This window comes from Rhodococcus sp. 06-221-2 (assembly GCF_002258365.1).
GTDB classification, from domain to species: domain Bacteria; phylum Actinomycetota; class Actinomycetes; order Mycobacteriales; family Mycobacteriaceae; genus Rhodococcoides; species Rhodococcoides fascians.
Genome location: NZ_NOYJ01000029.1, coordinates 94,944 through 113,902 on the forward strand (window position 1 = coordinate 94,944; position 18,959 = coordinate 113,902).

Here is an 18,959-nt window from a genome sequence, read left to right on the forward strand (position 1 = left end):
CACCATGACTGCGCCAGCTGATGCCTCACGGCCACCCTTCTACGTCACCACGGCAATCGCGTACCCCAACGGAGCACCCCACATCGGGCACGCGTACGAATACATCGCCACCGACACGATCGCGCGCTTCAAGCGCCTCGATGGCTACGACGTGCGTTTTCTGACGGGAACCGACGAGCACGGCCTCAAGATGCAGCAGACCGCGCAGAACGAGGGCATCGACGTCCGCGAGCTCGCGGCGCGCAATTCCGACGCCTTCCAGGCGGCGCACGATCTGCTGCAGAGCTCGTACGGCCGCTTCATCCGCACCACCGATGCCGACCACCATGCCGCCAGCCAGGAACTGTGGCGACGGATGGAGGCGAACGGCGACATCTACCTCGACTCCTACTCCGGCTGGTACTCGGTCCGCGACGAGGCGTTCTACACCGAGGCCGAGACCACCCTGAACGAGGACGGGTCCCGCGTCGCGACCGAGTCGAACACACCCGTCGAGTGGACCGAGGAGTCGTCGTACTTCTTCCGGCTCTCGCAGTACCAGGACAAACTGCTCGAGATGTACGACGCGTCGCCCGATTTCATCGCGCCGAACACGCGCCGCAACGAGATCGTGAACTTCGTCAAGGGCGGTCTGCGCGACCTGTCGATCTCTCGGACCACATTCGACTGGGGTGTGCCGGTACCCGGCGATCCCGCGCACGTGATGTACGTGTGGGTCGACGCGTTGACCAACTACCTCACCGGTGCAGGTTTCCCGGAGACCGACTCGGAGGCGTATCGGAAGTTCTGGCCCGCCGATCTGCACGTCATCGGCAAGGACATCACGAGGTTCCACACCGTCTACTGGCCGGCGTTCCTGATGTCCGCAGGCATCGAGCTACCCAAGCGGGTGTTCGTGCACGGGTTCTTGAATGTCAAAGGCGAGAAGATGTCCAAGTCTCTGGGCAACGTGCTGACTCCCGACTCGTTGGTGGAGAACTACGGCCTCGATCCGGTGCGCTTCTTCTTCCTCCGCGAGGTCTCGTTCGGGCAGGACGGCAGCTACAGCCACGAGGCGATCGTCGCCCGCGTCAATGCCGACCTGTCCAACGAACTGGGCAACCTCGCGCAGCGTTCGCTGACGATGGTGGCGAAGAACCTCGAAGGACAGCTCCCGACACCGGGTGCATTCACCGCCGAGGACGAGGCGATGCTGGCCCGCGCGGACGCGCTGCTGGAGATCTGCCGCCGCGAATTCGACGTGCAGGCAATCCATTCCGCACTCGAAGCGATCTGGTCGGTACTCGGCGAGACCAACCGCTACTTCTCGCTGCAGCAGCCATGGGTGCTGCGCAAGACCGACCCCGATCGCATGGCCACCGTGCTGTACGTGACGATCGAGGTATTGCGCATCGTGAGCATCCTGGCTCAGCCCGTCATGCCCGATTCCGCGTCACGCATCCTCGACCTACTCGGGGCGTCGAACCGCGAATTCGCCGACATCGCAACACGTTCGGTTCCCGGCACCGCTCTCCCGGCCCCGACGCCGGTGTTCCCCAAGTACGAAGAGAAGTAAGCCCTTGTGAGTGGAACTTCGTAGCCCACTACGAGATTCCACTCACGTGGGGCTACGCCGCCTTTTCGAGCTCCTCCAACGTGTTCTCCAGATGCGTGAGCATCCGCTGCAGGTGCGGCACACTGCGTCGGCAGCCGATGAGCCCGAAGTTCAACGAATCGCCGTTGCTGGCGACGGTGATGTTCAGCGCCTGTCCGTCGCACACGATGGACGCCGGGTAGATGCCGTCGAGTTTCGCGCCGTTCCAGTAGAGATCCTCCTTGGAACCCGGCACGTTGGAAATGATCACGTTGAACGGCGGCGGGGTGTAGTCGACGAATCCCGGCACCGGCCCGAACAACAACGGGGCCATGGTGATTGCACCGACGGCAAGCGCTTCGAGGGTGTTGAGCTCCCCCATCATCTGCTTGCCTCGGACGGTGGACTCCTTGATGCGTTCGAGGCGAAGCAGCGGATCGGATTCGTCGGTCCCCAGGTTGCACAGAATGGTCGTCACGGAGTTACCGGCGTCCTTGCTGTCACCCTCCTTGCGCAGCGAGACCGGCACCATGGCGATCAGTGGCTCCTCGGGGAGCGCGTTCTGATCGATGAGGTAGGCACGCAAGGCACCGGCGCACATCGCGAGCACCATGTCGTTCAGCGTTGCATCGAGGGCGGTACCGACCTTACGAATACGCTCGATCGACCAGCTCTCCGCCGCGAAGCGTCGAGCGCCACCGATGGGCACGTTGAACATCGTCCGCGGTGCCTGCAGCGGTAGTTGTGCGCCTTGTTTCTTCAACGCGCGCAATCCGATTCGCGCGGAGGCAGGCGCAAAATCCACCAGGTCGCCGGCAATCTTGCGTCCCACCGAAAGCCCGCTGCCCAGTTGCGCCAGCCGCCCGGGCTGCTCGGCGACGGCCTGATTCTTGCGCTTGCGGAACAGCGACGGGTCCCAGGTGGCCACCCCGTTGCGGTCTTCCGGATCATCGGTGAGCGTGCGCATCGACAGCTTCAGAGCGCTGACGCCGTCGACCAGCGAGTGATGCATCTTGGTGTACAACGCAACTCGGCCGTCGGCCAGACCCTCCACGATGTGCAGTTCCCACATCGGCCGGTACCGATCGAGAGGGGAACTGTGATTGAGCGATAGGAACTGGAACAGCTCGCGGATGCGCCCCGGCGAGGGCAAGACGGCCCGTCGGACGTGGTACTCGAAGTCGACGTCCTGGTCGAATGCCCACGCCAGGTTTCCCATGATCTGCACGGGCCGGGCAGGCCGTTTGCGGAACAACTCGTGTACCTCACCAGTGGTGAACTTGCGATGCACCTCCTGCGCGAACTCGTGCGGATCCCCCGGTGGAATGAACAGTTGCAACCCGCCCACGTGCATCGGGTGCTCCCGTGACTCGGCGATCAGAAACATCGATTCGGTGATGGGCATGAGTGCCATGAGCTGTCCTTTTTCCATTTGTTTTATGTCACGGTACGGCACCGAATGTGACTCAGAACACGACCTTACGTGCGCTCACGAAATCCCACCCGCTATTGTCCGTTACCAGGGGTTCCAAACAGAACGGGGATCCGACGCACGGCGCACACGCGCCCTGCAACAGCCAACGGGGATGGAGGCGACGGCTATGAATCCGGCGCTCACCGTAGTGAAAACGTCCGACGCGGCAGCCACTGCGCGCCGCCGCGATATCCGCGGAGCAAGCCTGCAGTCGCAGATCCTGTCCAAATACCTGCAGTTCACCGTGCGCCCGTTCCTGACGGTGTGGGCGCAGGCACCGTCGCTGCCGTGGCCGATGGGTTTGGTCGATTACGCGGGTCTGCTCGTCCCCCAGATCAGCGGCACCACCCGCAGTCGCGTCATGCTCTCCGAATGCGAGGCCGAATGGATTCGGGCCGAGGGCAGCGGTACCGATCGTGTCGTTCTGTACATGCACGGCGGCGCCTTCGTGTGCTGTGGACTGCGGACTCATCGGCGGATGACGTCACGCGTCTCCAAGAGCGTCGACGGCCCGGTGCTGTCGGTGAACTACCGCATGATGCCGCGCAACCCGATCGCGCACGCCGTCGAGGACGGAGTCGACGCCTATCGCTTTCTCCTCGACTCCGGCTACCGGCCGGATCAGATCCTGATGGGTGGGGACTCGGCCGGCGGATACCTAGCTTTCATGGTCACCCTCGCATTGCGTACCGTCGGCCTTCCGGCACCTGCCGGCATCTTCACGATGTCGCCGCTGACCGACATGGATCCCACCGGCAAGCTGACTCACGAGAACGCCAAGAAGTGTTCGGTGTTTCCGTCCAACGCTGTTCCCGCACTAACCGCCCTCGCCGATCGGGTCGACGCACGGATCGTCATCGAAGGTGAACGCGGCCCTCGGGTCTCACCGGTCGACGGAGATCTCGCCGGCCTGCCGCCGGTGCTGATCCAGGTCGGATCGACCGAAATGGTCTATGCCGACGCCGAACTCATGGCGGAGCGCCTCGCCGTCGCCGGCGTCGACTGCGAACTACAGGTCTTCGAGGATCAGGTGCACGTGTTCCAGGCCGCCGATTTCGTTCCCGAAGCCCGACGCGCACTACGCGCCATCGGCGAGTTCGCCCGCAACGTCAGCCCCCGTACAGAAAGCTGAGATACCTTCTCCCCATGGCAGTCACAGTGAACAAGTCCGTCGACATCGAGGCGGACGCAGCGACAATTCTCGACGTCCTCGCCGATGTCGAAGGCATCCCCTCGTGGTCTCCCGTGCACAAGAAGTGCGAGGTGGTCGACCGCTTCGACGACGGTCGGCCGAACCACGTCAAGATGAAGGTCTCGATCATCGGTATCAACGACGAGCAGTTGGTCCAGTACACCTGGAGCGAGAACGAGGTGTCGTGGAGCTTGGTGGAGAGCACCCAGCAGAAGGCCCAGGAAGGCCGATACACGTTGACGCCCAAGGGCAACGGGACGCACGTCGAATTCGAGCTGACCGTCGACCCGAAGGCTCCCCTGCCCGGCTTCCTCGTCAAGAAGGGCACCAAGACCATTCTCGAAGCAGCGACCGAAGGGCTACGCCAGCACGTGGTGGGCTGAGCGTCACTGATCCTTGCGGGCGGCGAGAACGGCCTCGTACACCTCGCGTTTGGACACGCCTGCGACGGCCACCTGAGCGCAGGCGTCCTTCAATCGCATGCCCGACGCCACGAGCGATTCCACCTCGGCCACGAGATCCTCGGGTTCCTCGGCGACGGCGACCGCTCCTTCGAGTACGACGGTGATCTCACCGCGCACTCCGTCACGTGCCCAGTCGAGCAGCTCCCCCAGTCCGCCGCGGCGTACCTCCTCGTAGGTCTTGGTGAGCTCTCGGCACACCGCAGCGCGGCGGTCGGGGCCGAGAACGTGCACCGCGTCCTCGAGACATGCGACGAGCCGATGCGGGGCCTCGAAGAACACGATGGCACGCGGTTCGGCGAGCACCGACTGGAAATACGTGCGCCGCTGTCCCTGCTTGCGCGGGGCGAAGCCGTCGAAGCAGAAGCGCTCCACCGGCAGCCCCGACAGCGCCAGCGCGGTCGTGACGGCCGACGGTCCGGGCAGGCAGGTCACCGGCAGGTCGGCGTCGACGCAGGCCGCGACCAACCGGTAGCCCGGATCGCTCACCGACGGCATGCCCGCGTCGGTCACCAGCAGTACGGTCTTTCCCTCGGCGACGGCCTCGACCAGTGCGGGTAGCCGCGCCGTTTCGACCTGGTCGTAGAAACTGACGACCCTGCCCCCGATCGTCACGCCGAGGGAGGACGCCAGTTGTTTGGTGCGTCGGGTGTCTTCGGCGGCCACGACATCGGCACTACCGAGGGCATCACGCAGGCGCTGCGAGGCATCTCCGACGTCGCCCATCGGGGTGGCAGCAAGGATGAGCATGTCTCCAGTGTCTCCCATGCGGTGCAGCGGCCTGCCGCCCACTCCGGAACACCGCCTACGATCGGTACGTGACCTTGCTGACCTCTGAGCGCTCCGGCGACCGGTCGATGGTCAGTCCCGGGCCCACCGTTGCCGCACGCGACTGGTTCCACGACACCGACGTACGACGCGGCTGGATCGTCACCCTCGTCGTCACCGCCATCTGCGCGATCACGCGCTTCACGATGCTTCGGTACCCCACCGACGCCGGAACGCCGGTGTTCGACGAGAAGCACTACGCACCGCAGGGTTATCAGGTGTTCACCGGCGGCGGGCTCGAGGACAATCCGGCCTACGGACTGGTGGTGCACCCGCCTGTCGGCAAGCAGCTGATCGCCATCGGCGAGGCGTTGTTCGGCTACAACGGTTGGGGATGGCGTTTCTCGTCCGCGATCGCCGGAACGCTGTTGGTACTGCTGGTGATTCGCATCGTCCGACGCCTCACCCACTCGACGCTCATCGGTGCGATCGCAGGCATTCTGCTCATCGTCGACGGTGTGACGTTCGTCAGCAGCCGCATCGGCATGCTGGACATCTTTCTGGCCCTGTTCGTCACCGCTGCTCTGGGTTGCCTGGTGGTAGACCGCGACGACGTGCGAAAGAGACTGTGGACGGTCCGAGCCGAGGGCCGCATGGACGTCAGCGATCTCGGCCCTCGAATGGGTGTGCGGTGGTGGCGTTTCGGGGCCGGCGTCATGCTGGGTCTCGCATGTGGCACCAAGTGGTCGGGTCTGTATTTCATCGCGTTCTTCGGCTTGCTGAGCGTGGCGTTCGACCTGGCTGCTCGTCGCTCGTACGCGGTTCGCCGACCATGGCGCGGAACTGCGGTGCGCGACATCGGACCCGCGCTGTACGCGCTGGTGATCGTTCCGATCGCCGTGTACCTGATGGCGTACTGGGCGTGGTTCACCTCCGAGACCGGTGTCGACCGACACGAGGTGGGCAACGGAATCGGATTCGGCGGGCCGTTCTCCTTCGTTCCCGGTGCCCTGCGGTCGCTCTGGTACTACAGCGGCAGTGTGCTCGATTTCCATGAGGGACTGACCAATTCGGCAGGTAATCGGCACCCGTGGGAATCCAAGCCGTGGACGTGGCCGATGGGCCTACGCCCCATGCTGTACTACTTCGCCGACGGCGAGAACGTGTCGGGTTGCTCGGCGTCGTCGTGCGTGAAGGCGATCATGCTGATCGGTACGCCCGCGATGTGGTGGTTGGCCTTGCCGATGCTCGCCTGGACGCTGTGGTCCGTTCTCGTACGACGAGATTGGCGCTACGCCACGGTTCTCGTCGGTTACGGTGCCGCACTGTTGCCCTGGTTCGCGACCCTCGACCGGCAGATGTACTACTTCTATGCGGTGGCGCTCGCGCCGTTCATGGTGATGGGCTTCGCGCTGGTACTGGGCGACATCATCGGAAAAGCGAGCGCCTCGGCCGAGAGACGCGGCACCGGACTGCTTCTGGTGTGCCTGTACATCGCGGTGGTGATCGCCAACTTCGTGTGGCTGTGGCCGATCCTCACCGCGATGCCGATCACCCCGCAGATGTGGCAGGAACAATTGTGGTTACCGAGTTGGCGCTGAGCGCCCCACTCGGCTCGCTACCGACTACTGCAGAATTGCGGTCTTGCCCTTGGTGATTCCGTCGATGCTGATGCGACCGGCACCGAACGCCGCGAGCATCAGGGCGCCGACGCCGAGAGCGACGACGAGCTCGTAGCCGTTTTCGGTGGCGAACACCCCGTTCTCGAAGTGGACGAGGAATGCAGCTCCCAACATATCGGCGAACAGCAGCAGACCGGCGATCGGAGTGAAGATGCCGAGAACCAATGCGCCGCCGCCGATGAGCTCGACGAACGTTGCGAAGTAGGCAGACGCCGTGGGTACCGGAATGTTCATCGCCTCGAAGCTGGCAGCAGTGCCGTCGAGGCCGAAGGTGTTGAGCTTCTGCCACCCGTGGGCGATGAAGACGACTCCCAGGCCGATACGGGCTACGAGGGCGACGGCGTCACGGACGAGTGTTGAGTTCATTGATAGGCATCCTTCTGGCGCGGCTGAATGGGCAGCACCACCCTGACAGAAGGAGGTTGAAGCGTCAACTTACCGGCCGCCTGCCCCTTTCAGAGCAGCTTCGAGAAACGTTCGCGCCTGGTCGTCGTCGAGGCCGATAGATCTGACGGCCCGGACGAATTCCGTTGCGGCCCTGGCTGCAATATCTCGTGACGGGTCACCGCCGGACGCCACGAACGATCCGGACCTACCCCGCGTCTCGATGATTCCCTGCTGTTCGAGCTCCCGGTAGGTCTTCGCCACCGTGTTCGGCGCGATCTTCAGCTCTTCGGCAAGCCCACGTACCGTGGGGATCTTTGTTCCGGCGATGAGATCCCCGGACCGCACCAATCCCAGAATCTGCATCCGCAATTGCTCGAACACCGGGGTCGTGTTCGACGGATCGATGCTTACGCGCACGATCGCCTCATCGAACCGCGTCGACAGCGTCGGCGATGGACGTCGATCCGGACGTGAGCATCAGCGTTTTGCCGATGGCACTGCCGGTGTCGATCAGACGGGCGACGACCGCTGCCACGTCGGCACGGGTCACCTCGCCCGGGTCGAGTGGAGGCTCGGTGAGCGAAACCGAGTCCGTCGCATCCTCGTCGGTCAGCTTGCCGGGGCGAAGAACGGTCCAGTCCAAGCCCGCGCGGGACGAAACATCTTCTTCCGCAGCAGTTTTGGCCCGGATGTATGCTTTCCATCCCTCGTCGAGGTCGTCCGCGACCGGCTCACCGGCCCCGAAGGAACTGATCAGCACGTAGCGGCGAACGCCGGCCTTCTCGGCGGCATCGGCCAACAACACCGCACCGGCCCGGTCGACGGTGTCCTTGCGCTCGGGACCGCTGTTGGGACCTGCACCGGCCGCGAACACCACTGCGTCGGCACCGGAGAGAACGTCGGCCAACTCGTCGACGGACGCAGACTCCAGATCGATGACCTGCGGCAGCGCACCGAGGGCCGTGACGGCATCGACGTGATCGCTGTTGCGAATGAGCGACACAGCGCGGTCACCGTGCGCCGTGAGAACCTGCGTGAGATGTTGGGCGATCTGGCCGTGCCCACCTGCAATGACAATGCGCTTGTCGGTCATGCGACTACTCCCGTTCCTGACGTGATCTGTCGCGTTGGCTACCCGCGTGACAGGATTGCAAACATGACCCGGGCCGCAACCATTTATCACAACCCACGCTGCAACACCTCCCGCACCGTTCTGAAGACGATCGAGGATGCGGGCATCGTCCCCCAGGTCGTCAAGTACCTCGAGACGCCGCCGACCGAAGACGAACTCCGCACGCTGCTCGCCGACGCGGGACTCGAACCACGTCAGGCTCTTCGAACCCGAGAGAGCATCTACAAAGAACTCGAACTGGCGGAGGCCGACGACGAGACCTTGATCGCGGCGATGGCGGCGCACCCCATTCTGATCGAACGCCCGATCGTGGTCACCGACAAGGGAACCGTGTTGGCTCGCCCCGCCGACAAGGTCCTGGCCGTCCTGTAGAAACGCCTGTCCGTCAAAGCCTTTCGCGAGACACCGGGCACGACATACACCGGGGGCCACCCCGGCCCGAGCCCAACTCGGACCCGGAGATTCGCAACACCTCGATGCCCGACGCCTCGAGCCGCGCATTGGTCTCGACGTTGCGCTCGTAGGCAACGACCACCCCCGGGGAGATCGCGAGGGTGTTGTTGCCGTCGTCCCATTGCTCGCGTTCGGCGGTCACATGATCGAGTCCGGTGTCGATCAACCGGAGTTTGCCGATTCCCATCGCATCGGCAGCGGCTTCGAGGAACGGGTCGGCGCCGCGAATACTGACGCCGGCATCCTCGCGGTGAATCGTGAACGCGGACAACGTGTCCTGAATAGCCGGATACATCACGACCGCGTCGGTGTCGACCATGGTGCAGACGGTGTCCAGATGCATGGACGCACGCTCCTGCGCGATCGGCACCACCAACACGCTGTGCGCCAGATCGTCCTCGAAGAGACTGCGTGCCAACGCTTCTGCGCCCGCAGGGGTGGTGCGCTCCCCCACACCCACCGCGACCACTCCAGGAGCGAGCAGCAACACGTCACCGCCTTCGACCGGAGCGGTACGGGATTCGTACGCACGTCGCACGCCTTTGAACATGGGATGGAATGCGTAGATCAAGTCGGTCAGCGACGTTTCCCGTACTCGCGCAGGCAAGGCGAGGGAGGTGATCGCCACTCGGTTGTCGATCCAGAACGACGAGTCACGGGTGAACAGCAGATTGGGCAGCGGATCGATGACGAAGTCGCCCCCGTGATGCATGCGGCGAACCAGCGAGGCACCACTGGGCTCGGCCTCACCGGACTCGGCTTCGAGCAACTCGTCGAACGTCATGCCCGCCATCAGGATCTGAGCCAGTTCGGCTGCCGGGATACCGCGCAGGTACTGGGCGAGATCCTCGGCGAGCGCCCGTCCGAGCCGGCGGGCGTCGACGGCAGCCGAGATGCCCTGCATCCGAGCGGCACCGCTGACCGTCATCGCTTCGGTGAGGAGTTCGCCGAGCAGCAGCACCGTCACGCCGCGGCTGCGGAGCAGCTCCGCGAACGCATCGTGCTCGTCCTGTGCCCGGTCCACCCACGGCAATCCGTCGAACAGCAGTTGGTCGTTGTTTCTCGGAGTCAGGCGCCGCAGCTCGTCGCCCGGGCGGTGCAGCATCACAGTGCGGAGCACACCTACCTCGGAATTGGCTCCCAACGGGCCCGCAGCGGAGTCGACGCTCATGAACGAACGGTAAACCCATTCGTCGTTCAGCGCTGGCATCCGGACCTGAAGTAATGTCGAGGTCGTGCCGATGCCCGAGTGGAACGTCCGTGAACTGACTCCAGGCCAGCTGTCGGAGCGCAGCGGCGTCGCCGTGTCCGCGTTGCATTTCTACGAGAAGCAGGGCTTGATCAGCAGTCGACGAACATCGGGCAACCAGCGCAGGTTTCACCGCGAGACTTTGCGCAGAGTGGCGTTCATTCGTATCTCGCAGAAGGTGGGAATCCCTCTCGCGACCATCCGTCAGGCGTTGAGCGAACTTCCGGACGAGCGAACGCCCACCCGCGAGGACTGGGCCAGGCTGTCGACGCGGTGGCATCGCGAACTGGACTCGCGTATCGAGCAGTTGGTTCGCTTACGGGACGATCTGACCGGGTGCATCGGCTGTGGTTGTCTGTCGTTGGCCGGCTGCGCTCTGGCCAACCCGCACGACCGGCTCTCCTACTCCGGCCCCGGTGCCCGCACACTGGACGTCGACTTCGACGCCCCGTCGGTGCGACGCGGCTCGAGCAGTTTGGAGAACTGATCGTTCGCTCGTTGCAGCACGAACTCGTAAGGTGGCGCGAACTTTCGCGAGATCCAGTAACCGAAGCGAATGTCGTTGGAGGAGTACACGAGGTACTTGCGTTTGGCGATACCGGCGAGAATCGCATCGGCCACGACCGACGGTTCGACAGCACGCTTCTCGAACCGGTGCTGCAGCTTCTGCACCCGAGGATCGTCTCGATCGATACCGGCGATCTGCAGCGTCTGCACCAGGCCGGTCTTGACCCCACCGGGCACGACGAGGCTGACGCCGATTCCGTGACGTTTGAGGTCGTATCGAAGAACTTCGGACACGCCACGAAGGCCGTACTTGCTGGCGCTGTACGCAGCGTGCCAGGGCAGAGGAATCAATCCCGCCGCGGACGAGACGTTGACCAGATGCCCACCGCGGCCCGCCTCGATCATCGGCGGGAGGAATTTCTCGATGACATGGATGGGACCCATGAGATTGACATCGACCATGGACTTCCAATGCCGATGCTCCAGATTCTCGACGGTGCCCCACGCCGAGATGCCCGCGACGTTCATCACGACGTCGAGGCTGCCGAACTCGGCGTGAATATCGTCCGCGAAGGCGGTGACCGCTTCGAAATCGGAGACGTCGAAGGGCAAGGAGTGGCTGACCGTTCCGCCCGCTCGACCGACCAGGTCCACGGTCTCGGCAAGCCCGGAGGCGTTGATGTCGGTCAGGAACAGTTCAGCTCCCACAGCTGCAGCCGCGATGGCCGTCGCCCGGCCGATTCCGCTGCCCGCTCCCGTGATCAACGTCTTCTTGCCGCGCAGATCGTATGTAGCCATCGAAGCTTGTTCCCCCACCGGTTGCCACGTGTCAGGTCGATTCCGACCCTACGCGGTGACGACCGACAGGGCCGTCACAATCTCTGCGACATCTCGTCTCGGTAATCGGCGACGGTGTTCTCGATACGCGTCGCCTCGTCGTCGGCACCTCGTTTTCGCGCGTCGTCCGCGCGGTGCTGCAGAGTGCCGATCGCTTTCCGGAGCTCGTTGTCCGACATTCTGTGTTCCATGTCACACAGTGTGCGCCTCGCATCGGCGCGCAGCAAGCACCCCGGGCGACGAGAACGTCAGACGGTAACCGAGCTCGAATCGATGTTCTCGCGCACGAAGCTCGAGAGGCTGCGAGCTGCGAATTCGCGGAAGTAGGCCAGCTTGTCGGCAGGCACCAACGACGGCAGCACGGTGTTCCACACCTTCTCCATACGAGACGGCGCATCCTCCAGACGCGACTGCGCCTCGGACACCATCAGAACCCCGGCCAGCATTTCGCACACCAGCAGTGCCGCGTTGCCTGCGTCCAGGTGGTCGGCGACGTCGCCGTGCTCGATGGCCCGCTCGAAAAGATGCTCGAAGATGTTGCCCCAGGTGCCGAACACGCTTCCGCGAGCGGTGTCGGACCCGTCGATCTCCATCTGCAACCGGTACATCACACGAACGAGCGGATCCGACGCTGCCAGTTCGAGAACCGAGTACGAGATTCCGATGACGGACTCGAGGGCTGGGCTGCGGCTGTCCACCAGCCCCGCGCAGGCCGTGGACACGCGCTCGTGACCTTCGTCGACGATGGCGCGAGCGAGTTCTTCCTTGGACGCGAAATGGAAGTACAGCGCGCCCTTGGTCACGCCGGACTGCGCCGACACCTGACTCAGCGTGGCATTGGCATGCCCGACGTCGAGGAAGAGATCTGCTGCAGCGCGCAGCGCCGCCGCGCGAGTGGCTTCGGCCCTGAGTTGTCTCACCATGTTGCTACACCCCTGCTCAGTCGATCCTGCGATGACATCGACACCTTGTGGTCCGCGCTGGCTCCCGGGTGCTGAACCCACGAACTCGAATTCACGTTCCCTATACGGGCTTGTCAGCGCTCGCCAATAGTAACCGGTTCGTCGGCGATTTTGTGATTCGAAAGTGACAAATACATGAAGAAGACCTCGTTTACAAAACGATCGAAACGAAAAGTTCCACTTCTCCAGCATTCGTAACGACTTCTACTTCCTCGGCGTAAGCACGGAATAGCGTCCCGGATCGAACGCACTCGTCGACTTGCGCCCAGACGTCTTCGATCGGATCCGCGAGACCACCACCGGGCACGAACACTGCAAACACACCAGTCGGTATGGATACGAACACATCTCCCACAGCGACGTCACTCGGAGAGTCCAGCGGGACACCGACGAGTGCATTGACGGTGCCGTGCGCATCGGGGACATACACGGTGGTCACCTCCGTGGCGTCGATGTTCTTCTCGCGCACACGATCTCGGAGGAATCCCATCCATTCGCTGCAACTGGCCTCGGCACCGGGCTCCACCCGCGGTGCCACCAACCCACCGAACAATTCGGCACTGCGCGCGGTGATCCGAAAGCTCATCACGAACCGCCGGGCTGCGTGATGGCCAAATACAGGTCGACTTTGTAGGCGTGCGGGTAGCACTCGTAATCACCGGTGAACGATCGCACTATCTCCCCGTTCTCCTCGGCGTGATCGATCTGATTCCACAATCGAGTGAGAACGTCGGGAAAGTAACCCACCGCGGAGAATCGGGCATATTTTGCAGACGGCACTTTTGCGATCAAATGCCCACGCGTCACCTGCCCGAGCGACGAGCACTGGTAACCGACTATCTGTGTATTGTACGATCCGATTCCAGGGGCGAAGTCCGTGTAGATCGACGCAAGCGGTCCGGCAGTCTCCTGATTGAGCACTGCGGACCACGCCTGGTTGAGGGCAGGATCGTTCAACCGCCCGAGTGCTCGTTTGGGACTGCGAACGGGGAGACCGGCGACCCACGTTTCGGGGAGGTCGACGATCTCGAACGACATTCACACTCCGTATGGAAGTTGCAGGGGCAGATCCAGCGCTCGGATCGTCGGTTCACGATATAACCCGTCAATCTACCGGGCCGACCGGTACGCAGATGATCGTTTGTTCAACAGGATGTGTCACTGGGTCTTGTCCCCGCGCATTGTGACCGACGAAGCGACGTCACCGACCGATTGCGTCGAGCACCAATCCCGCCATCGCAGCGCTGCCCAGCGGGGTCGGATGCAAGAACGGTGTCGGACCGAACGTCATCGAGCCCGTGAACCAGCGCTCTGCAATCGGTGCGCATGCGTCGTGGCCGACGGCCGGCCCCGCCACATCGACGAACGTCGCCCCATGTCTGACGGCACTGTCTCGAAGCACGGAATCGAACCGGACGAAGAAATCCTGCACGAACGCCGCGTCGGCACCGTGCAGATTCGAGTCCGGGAAACAGCCCTGATGGTCGAAGTAACCACCGTGGCCGACCAGCACGACGACGGCGTGTGGTGAACGCTGCGTAATCGCGTCGAGTACGCCGTCCAACACCGGCCCCAGCTGCCCGAGCCTCTGATCGATCGCCTGGAGGACCACGGGGTTGTTCCGGCACCGAGGATCTTCCTGCGGCACAGGTTGCAGGCACGGCCCGATCAACTGCGCCCAATTCAGGTCGTTGCCGCCTATCGAGAGGGTCACCAGCGTCGTATGAGGCCGCAGCGCATCGATCTGAACCGGGACACGACGAGGCAGTGGCGTGTACGTGCTCTGCGGCGTGGACACGACGTGTGCGCTCGTCGCCCCACTGCACGCGACGCTGGCGAAGGACACAGGGTGCAGTGCGCTCGCGATCATGGCCGGATACGCCGCGTCGGATCGTCCACAACCGTCTCCGCCGGCATAGGACAACCACGCGGGCCCGGCAGCCCCGGAGTCGCCCAGAGCGACGTAGTGGACGGGGTTGTCGACGACGACGTCCGCCGACGCAGTCCCGACGAGCTGACCCGTCAGCAGGGATACGGCAAGACCGACGACGAACGTCCGAACATCGAAGCGCACGGCACGCCCCCGCCTGCTATGCGGCCGCCCGACCGGCCCACCCCGACTCGACTCTCGGATGCCCGCGGGTCGAAGAACTACGAGACAGTAACACCGCGTCGGCGATCACGCGGGCCTGTATCGGAACCGTGGGGTCGGTTCCGGGGCGGCAGCAGATACAGCGAGTCTATCGGCGCTACCGATCGGACAATTGTCGCGTACCGCTCGAATCAGCCGTGAATTTACTCGGCCGACGCCGTGGTGGCATATTCGCCATCGCGAACAGGTGACGAATATTGTTGCGATGTCACGCCCTCGTTCGAATGCGACACCGGCAGAATTCGCGACTCGCATCCGGACAAAATTCGAGTCAGCGGCCAATGCACGGTATGCAGAATCATGTCCGCGATCAACAGTCGACGCAGCGCCTTGTTCGCCAAATCGTGGTGGGCCCATGTTCGGTAGGAACTCAGCACATAATGACGATATTCGAGGGGCGGAGTCAGCAGCCGGCGACCGGACACCTCGACGCACATCGTTTTGATCAGAGCGATCTGTAGACCGACGCGGTACAGGCACAGCGAGAGATCGATATCCTCGTGCAGGTCGGTACGCAGACTCACGCGGTCGCGGGCGGCTTCCCATGCGGAGCGGCGAATGGCGAAGTTGTTGCCCGATGCCGCCGATACCCGCAACTCGTCGGGTTTGCGCTTGGTGGAGTAGTCCACGTACGCGCCGTACGGTGCAGCCCACGGGGAGTCGTACAGGTAGATCGGCCCGGTCACCGCCGCGTAGTCCAGTCTGCGGTCGAAGAAATCCAGGATCGACTCGGCCCAATCCGGAGCTACCCGAGTGTCCGCATCGATACGTCCGATGATGGATCCTTCGGCCCGATCGAAACCGGCGTTGCGCGCATGAACGACGCCTCGCTTCGACTCCCGGACCAGAACTATCTCCGGAAACCGGCGGCTGTAGCTCGCTACCACGCCGGCGGTATCGTCGGTGGAATTGTTGTCCACCACGATTATTTCGTGAATGTGTTCACGTTGCGCCAATAAAGCGTCCAGGCATCCACCCAAATGCGCCTGTTCGTCGAATGCGGGCACAACAACAGAAAGAGTGTTCACAACGCCAACCCCTGACACCTTTTTGGCAATGCGTAGCTCGACAATTTCCGAAGCGAATGCAAAGAGTGCCGAGCCTCTGACGCAGATGATGCTACATCATCAATTCGACGAAATAAGTCGTCCAATTTCGGATCGATAATAGTCTTTTGTCGATATCGGCAAGTGCTTTATCGATCGTTCGCCAGAGTATTGCTCTCGAAATCAGGCGTCGCGCCCGCTATGGCTCGCGCGTCGGGTAGATCGTTCAACTCCCGGCGACGAGCGGCTGGGCTGCCGACGTACACCGCGTCCGGTTCGCAATCCTTGGTCACCAACGAGTTCGCCCCGATGATGCATCCCTCACCGATGCGGACCCCGGGCATGATCACCACACCGGACCCGATCCACGTGCCTCGCCCGATGGTGACCGACTCGCCCCGCAGCAAGCCTGCCCGTCGCCACGACGGTCCGACGTCATGGGTACTGGTGATGATCCGAACGTGGTCCGCCAGGAACACATCGTCACCGATCACGATGTCGGCAACAGTGTCGAAGTGGCACCCGAAATTCACGAAGACCCCGGTGCCCATCCGTACCGACCCGCGACCCTGGATCATCGCGCCGCCGTATATCAAGCACGGCCCGTCCGTCCGGACTCCCGCCGGCCGCAGCAAGGTCGCCCGCAGTACCGCCGGAACGAACGGCAGGTTCGCCACCGACACGAGGGTTGCCTGACGCATCTGAAAGAGGGCCCACTTGACGTTCGATGAGTCGCTCGCCCAAGTTGGGATCAGGGAGCGCAGGTTCACGCGGCCTCTCGCATCCGTTCGTCGGAGAGCGCACGGTCGTCGACGGGCAGTGCGCGCGAGGGCACCGCCGAGAACATTCTCGAGATTGGCCAGCGCAGCGTGTGCAGGAGCCAATCGATCGCAACGATCCGGGCCAGCTTGGCCGATGCGAGGCCGTGCTCCCTGTAGGAACGGTAGCCCGCGATCGCGTAGTTCACGTACTTCACCGGAGACGTAGCCGATCGCCGGCCGGATACCGCAGCCTTCATACGGCCGTTCAGAGCAAGCGGCAACTTCTGGCCGACCAAAGACAAGCACAGATCGATGTCCTCGTGCACGCAGGTCTTGTCGCTGACGACATCCCGAACCTGGTGCCAGGCAGATGCGCGGATCGCGAAATTGTTGCCCGATACCGCCAAGGCGCTGCGCACCGACGGGTCACGCTGCTCCGCTCGTGCATGTTGCCACGCCAGAGGCCGGGCCCACGGCGACTCGTACAAGTAGGTTCGCCCGCCCGCTGCCGCAACCGTGGAGTGCTCTCCGAAGAATTCGATGATGGAGCGGGCCCACCCGGGCCGGACGCGCGTATCGGCGTCTATGCGGCCGATGATGGACGACTGCACGAGATCGAAGCCTGTGTTCCGGGCATGCACGACGCCCCGATTCGGCTCGTGCACCAACTGCACCTTGTCATTGACCTCGCACAGGGTCTCGACCAGATCGAGCGTCCCGTCGGTCGAGCCGTTGTCCACCACGACGATACGGTCTATGCAGTTTCCCTGATCGAGCAGCAGATTCAAGCATTCGCCGATGTGGTCGACCTCGTCGAGCACCGGAATTACCACACTGAGAGTGTTCATTTCGATCCCCTGATTGAATTCGACACCTACCGAACGCGCAGGCACGCGTATAAAGATACGACATCAGCCACGCGAACACTAAAGTCAGCCGAAGAAGCAGCCCCAGCTCAGAGCGCCGAAAACTGCAGCGTGACGCGATTATCGGCGCTAAGCAATCCAAAAGACCGTTTCGGGTCAATGGTGCTCATAAGACGTTCGAAAGAATTCGATTCCCGTTAATAATCGAATGTTGTTCGAATCCGCCATATTGCCGGAAATGCCTCAGCTCACGCGACGACGTATGAGGCCGATCGATATCGATCGTGCTCGTCGCAAATACGACGCAGCCTGTCGCAAGCGCCTTCGGCGGATCGCCGTGTCTACTGCCGCAACCACACCATCGTCGGTCACGCCTGCCTCCTCCATGGCAGCAAGTCCGTTTCGCAGGTGGTGGCACTGGCGGTTCGTCAACGTCAGGGACCTGACCGCATGGAGATCGATGGGTCCAGGCAGGGCCTCGCTCTCCGCACCTGCAGCGGCCAACCCGATCTTCGTCCTGATGCACTTGAAGCACACTCCGCAGTTGAATCGACCGTCGAGATTCTCCCAGCACACCCGTAGATGCTTCATCGCCGTCTCGTCCAGGCCTATCCGCCGGAGCTTGCCGAGCCGATTCACCTCCAACTCGTGGTGATCGAACGTGACACTGCTACTCGACCACAGCGGGTCCAGATCGGGATGGGAACCCCACGGCAGCAGATCCCAGCGACTGTTGGACGACGGAATCATGACGGTGCTCACATGCTGCGACAACGCCAGCCCCACGTGAGCCAGGGCGGCTCCGTGAAGGTCGTATCCCCAATCGAGCGGCAATCGGTCTCCGAACGCCGACCTCAACGTGGTCTTGACCTCGATCAGCGGCTTGCCGAGCTCCGCGGCCGCGTCTCGGGCACTGGCCAGTGCCCGAGAGGCCAAATCCTCGTTCCCGGCGGAGATGTCGAAACCGTGAACGAATATCAAATGGGTGATGCGATCGGATTGGGTGATTGCCGAATAGAAGCTGTCCACGCCTCCACTGAAGAAGCAACCCACCCCTCGGCCGTCGGACAGTGCATCGGAAGGTTCAGCCGATACCGATATCCCATGAAACCGTCTGGGATACCAGTCGAGAAACACTTTCTGCGCCTCGGGAGCGCCTCGAAGTGCCGTCGAATCCACCGGGCCGTCGAAAGCGATACTCCACTTCTTTCGCATTCCCGCTACCAGCATCGGAGGAAGCCACGGAGTCGCCGAATGGTCCAACTCGTAATTCGACGCGGTGGTCACCACAGCCTCTTTGCCGAGAGGCGTCACTATCCGGGCCGCAATTCGATGAGCCTCGGTGTCCTCGACATGCACGGTCATCTGGCTGGTCACCGTATGAAGTGTGACACAGGCGCCGGCGACGTAACGCCGCACCGACAACTTACGGAACCGGCTGGTCGGTAGGGTCGGAT

Annotated in this window: 22 protein-coding genes; 6 read left to right on the forward strand and 16 right to left on the reverse strand. The window is 63.0% G+C overall.

The genetic code is table 11. The annotated features are described in order from the left end of the window. Nucleotides 1–4: 4 nt before the first annotated feature. Nucleotides 5–1,555 (forward strand): methionine--tRNA ligase, encoded by a 1,551-nt coding sequence (metG, locus tag CH281_RS15235; protein WP_032389925.1) that lies wholly within the window; start codon nt 5–7, stop codon nt 1,553–1,555. Between the two features lie 52 nt (nt 1,556–1,607). On the opposite strand, the gene CH281_RS15240 is transcribed toward metG, so the two are convergent. Beyond that, complete coding sequence (locus CH281_RS15240; RefSeq protein WP_048319650.1) at nt 1,608–2,987, reverse strand: WS/DGAT/MGAT family O-acyltransferase; 1,380 nt, start codon at nt 2,985–2,987, stop codon at nt 1,608–1,610. A gap of 187 nt (nt 2,988–3,174) precedes the next feature. Here CH281_RS15240 and CH281_RS15245 point away from each other — a divergent pair, with 187 nt between their 5' ends. Both CH281_RS15245 and CH281_RS15250 read left to right on the forward strand, forming a co-directional pair. Next, nucleotides 3,175–4,179, forward strand: coding sequence for an alpha/beta hydrolase (locus tag CH281_RS15245; RefSeq protein ID WP_094694721.1), 1,005 nt, complete (start codon nt 3,175–3,177; stop codon nt 4,177–4,179). A 14-nt stretch (nt 4,180–4,193) separates the two neighbouring features. Beyond that, nucleotides 4,194–4,622, forward strand: coding sequence for an SRPBCC family protein (locus CH281_RS15250; RefSeq protein WP_027496068.1), 429 nt, complete (start codon nt 4,194–4,196; stop codon nt 4,620–4,622). Nucleotides 4,623–4,625: 3 nt separating this feature from the next. Here CH281_RS15250 and rsmI read toward each other — a convergent pair whose 3' ends face one another. Beyond that, a complete protein-coding gene (gene rsmI, locus CH281_RS15255; protein ID WP_027496067.1) occupies nt 4,626–5,450 on the reverse strand; it encodes a 16S rRNA (cytidine(1402)-2'-O)-methyltransferase in 825 nt (274 codons plus the stop codon). 107 nt (nt 5,451–5,557) lie between these two features. On the opposite strand from rsmI, the gene CH281_RS15260 reads away from it, so the two are divergent. Next, a complete protein-coding gene (locus tag CH281_RS15260) occupies nt 5,558–7,069 on the forward strand; it encodes a dolichyl-phosphate-mannose--protein mannosyltransferase (RefSeq protein WP_094694823.1) in 1,512 nt (503 codons plus the stop codon). A gap of 24 nt (nt 7,070–7,093) precedes the next feature. Here the strand turns inward: CH281_RS15260 and CH281_RS15265 are convergent, their stop codons facing one another. The 3 genes from CH281_RS15265 to CH281_RS15275 all read right to left on the reverse strand — a co-directional run bounded on the left by CH281_RS15265 (nt 7,094) and on the right by CH281_RS15275 (nt 8,630). Further along, nucleotides 7,094–7,516 carry a DoxX family protein gene (locus tag CH281_RS15265; RefSeq protein ID WP_027496065.1) on the reverse strand — a complete coding sequence of 141 codons (423 nt, stop codon included), beginning with the start codon at nt 7,514–7,516 and terminating at the stop codon, nt 7,094–7,096. A gap of 69 nt (nt 7,517–7,585) precedes the next feature. Continuing rightward, complete coding sequence (locus CH281_RS15270; RefSeq protein ID WP_027496064.1) at nt 7,586–7,954, reverse strand: GntR family transcriptional regulator; 369 nt, start codon at nt 7,952–7,954, stop codon at nt 7,586–7,588. 7 nt (nt 7,955–7,961) lie between these two features. Next, nucleotides 7,962–8,630, reverse strand: coding sequence for an SDR family oxidoreductase (locus CH281_RS15275; protein WP_027496063.1), 669 nt, complete (start codon nt 8,628–8,630; stop codon nt 7,962–7,964). Nucleotides 8,631–8,693: 63 nt separating this feature from the next. Between CH281_RS15275 and arsC the strand changes: the two genes are divergently transcribed. Then, a complete protein-coding gene (arsC, locus tag CH281_RS15280) occupies nt 8,694–9,041 on the forward strand; it encodes an arsenate reductase (glutaredoxin) (RefSeq protein ID WP_094694723.1) in 348 nt (115 codons plus the stop codon). 13 nt (nt 9,042–9,054) lie between these two features. On the opposite strand, the gene CH281_RS15285 is transcribed toward arsC, so the two are convergent. Then, nucleotides 9,055–10,293, reverse strand: a complete 1,239-nt coding sequence (locus CH281_RS15285; RefSeq protein WP_027496061.1) for an arginine deiminase — start codon at nt 10,291–10,293, stop codon at nt 9,055–9,057. A 64-nt stretch (nt 10,294–10,357) separates the two neighbouring features. Here CH281_RS15285 and soxR point away from each other — a divergent pair, with 64 nt between their 5' ends. Next, nucleotides 10,358–10,858 (forward strand): redox-sensitive transcriptional activator SoxR, encoded by a 501-nt coding sequence (gene soxR, locus CH281_RS15290; protein WP_027496060.1) that lies wholly within the window; start codon nt 10,358–10,360, stop codon nt 10,856–10,858. On the opposite strand, the gene CH281_RS15295 is transcribed toward soxR, so the two are convergent. From CH281_RS15295 to CH281_RS15335, 10 genes are all read right to left on the reverse strand, one after another. After that, the gene (locus CH281_RS15295; RefSeq protein ID WP_032407705.1) at nt 10,774–11,676 is read right to left on the reverse strand and encodes an SDR family oxidoreductase; all 903 of its coding nucleotides are present in this window, start codon (nt 11,674–11,676) and stop codon (nt 10,774–10,776) included. The genes soxR and CH281_RS15295 overlap by 85 nt on opposite strands. 74 nt (nt 11,677–11,750) lie before the next feature. After that, on the reverse strand, nt 11,751–11,906 hold the full coding sequence (locus CH281_RS26910) for a hypothetical protein (RefSeq protein WP_167329154.1): 156 nt from the start codon (nt 11,904–11,906) through the stop codon (nt 11,751–11,753). A gap of 57 nt (nt 11,907–11,963) precedes the next feature. After that, nucleotides 11,964–12,638 carry a ScbR family autoregulator-binding transcription factor gene (locus CH281_RS15300; protein WP_027496059.1) on the reverse strand — a complete coding sequence of 225 codons (675 nt, stop codon included), beginning with the start codon at nt 12,636–12,638 and terminating at the stop codon, nt 11,964–11,966. Nucleotides 12,639–12,828: 190 nt separating this feature from the next. Next, nucleotides 12,829–13,146 (reverse strand): AraC family transcriptional regulator, encoded by a 318-nt coding sequence (locus CH281_RS15305; protein WP_256983587.1) that lies wholly within the window; start codon nt 13,144–13,146, stop codon nt 12,829–12,831. Between the two features lie 116 nt (nt 13,147–13,262). Continuing rightward, complete coding sequence (locus CH281_RS15310; protein ID WP_027496057.1) at nt 13,263–13,715, reverse strand: GyrI-like domain-containing protein; 453 nt, start codon at nt 13,713–13,715, stop codon at nt 13,263–13,265. 163 nt (nt 13,716–13,878) lie between these two features. Next, a complete protein-coding gene (locus CH281_RS15315) occupies nt 13,879–14,751 on the reverse strand; it encodes an SGNH/GDSL hydrolase family protein (protein WP_179274204.1) in 873 nt (290 codons plus the stop codon). Between the two features lie 221 nt (nt 14,752–14,972). After that, on the reverse strand, nt 14,973–15,857 hold the full coding sequence (locus CH281_RS15320) for a glycosyltransferase family 2 protein (protein WP_176458045.1): 885 nt from the start codon (nt 15,855–15,857) through the stop codon (nt 14,973–14,975). A gap of 167 nt (nt 15,858–16,024) precedes the next feature. Next, complete coding sequence (locus CH281_RS15325; RefSeq protein WP_256983589.1) at nt 16,025–16,645, reverse strand: acyltransferase; 621 nt, start codon at nt 16,643–16,645, stop codon at nt 16,025–16,027. Next, complete coding sequence (locus tag CH281_RS15330; protein WP_143544819.1) at nt 16,642–17,484, reverse strand: glycosyltransferase family 2 protein; 843 nt, start codon at nt 17,482–17,484, stop codon at nt 16,642–16,644. Before CH281_RS15330 ends, CH281_RS15325 begins: the two co-directional genes overlap by 4 nt. Nucleotides 17,485–17,745: 261 nt before the next feature. After that, entirely contained in the window at nt 17,746–18,879 is a 1,134-nt protein-coding gene (locus CH281_RS15335; RefSeq protein ID WP_179274205.1) for a hypothetical protein, read from the reverse strand. Nucleotides 18,880–18,959: the final 80 nt, after the last annotated feature.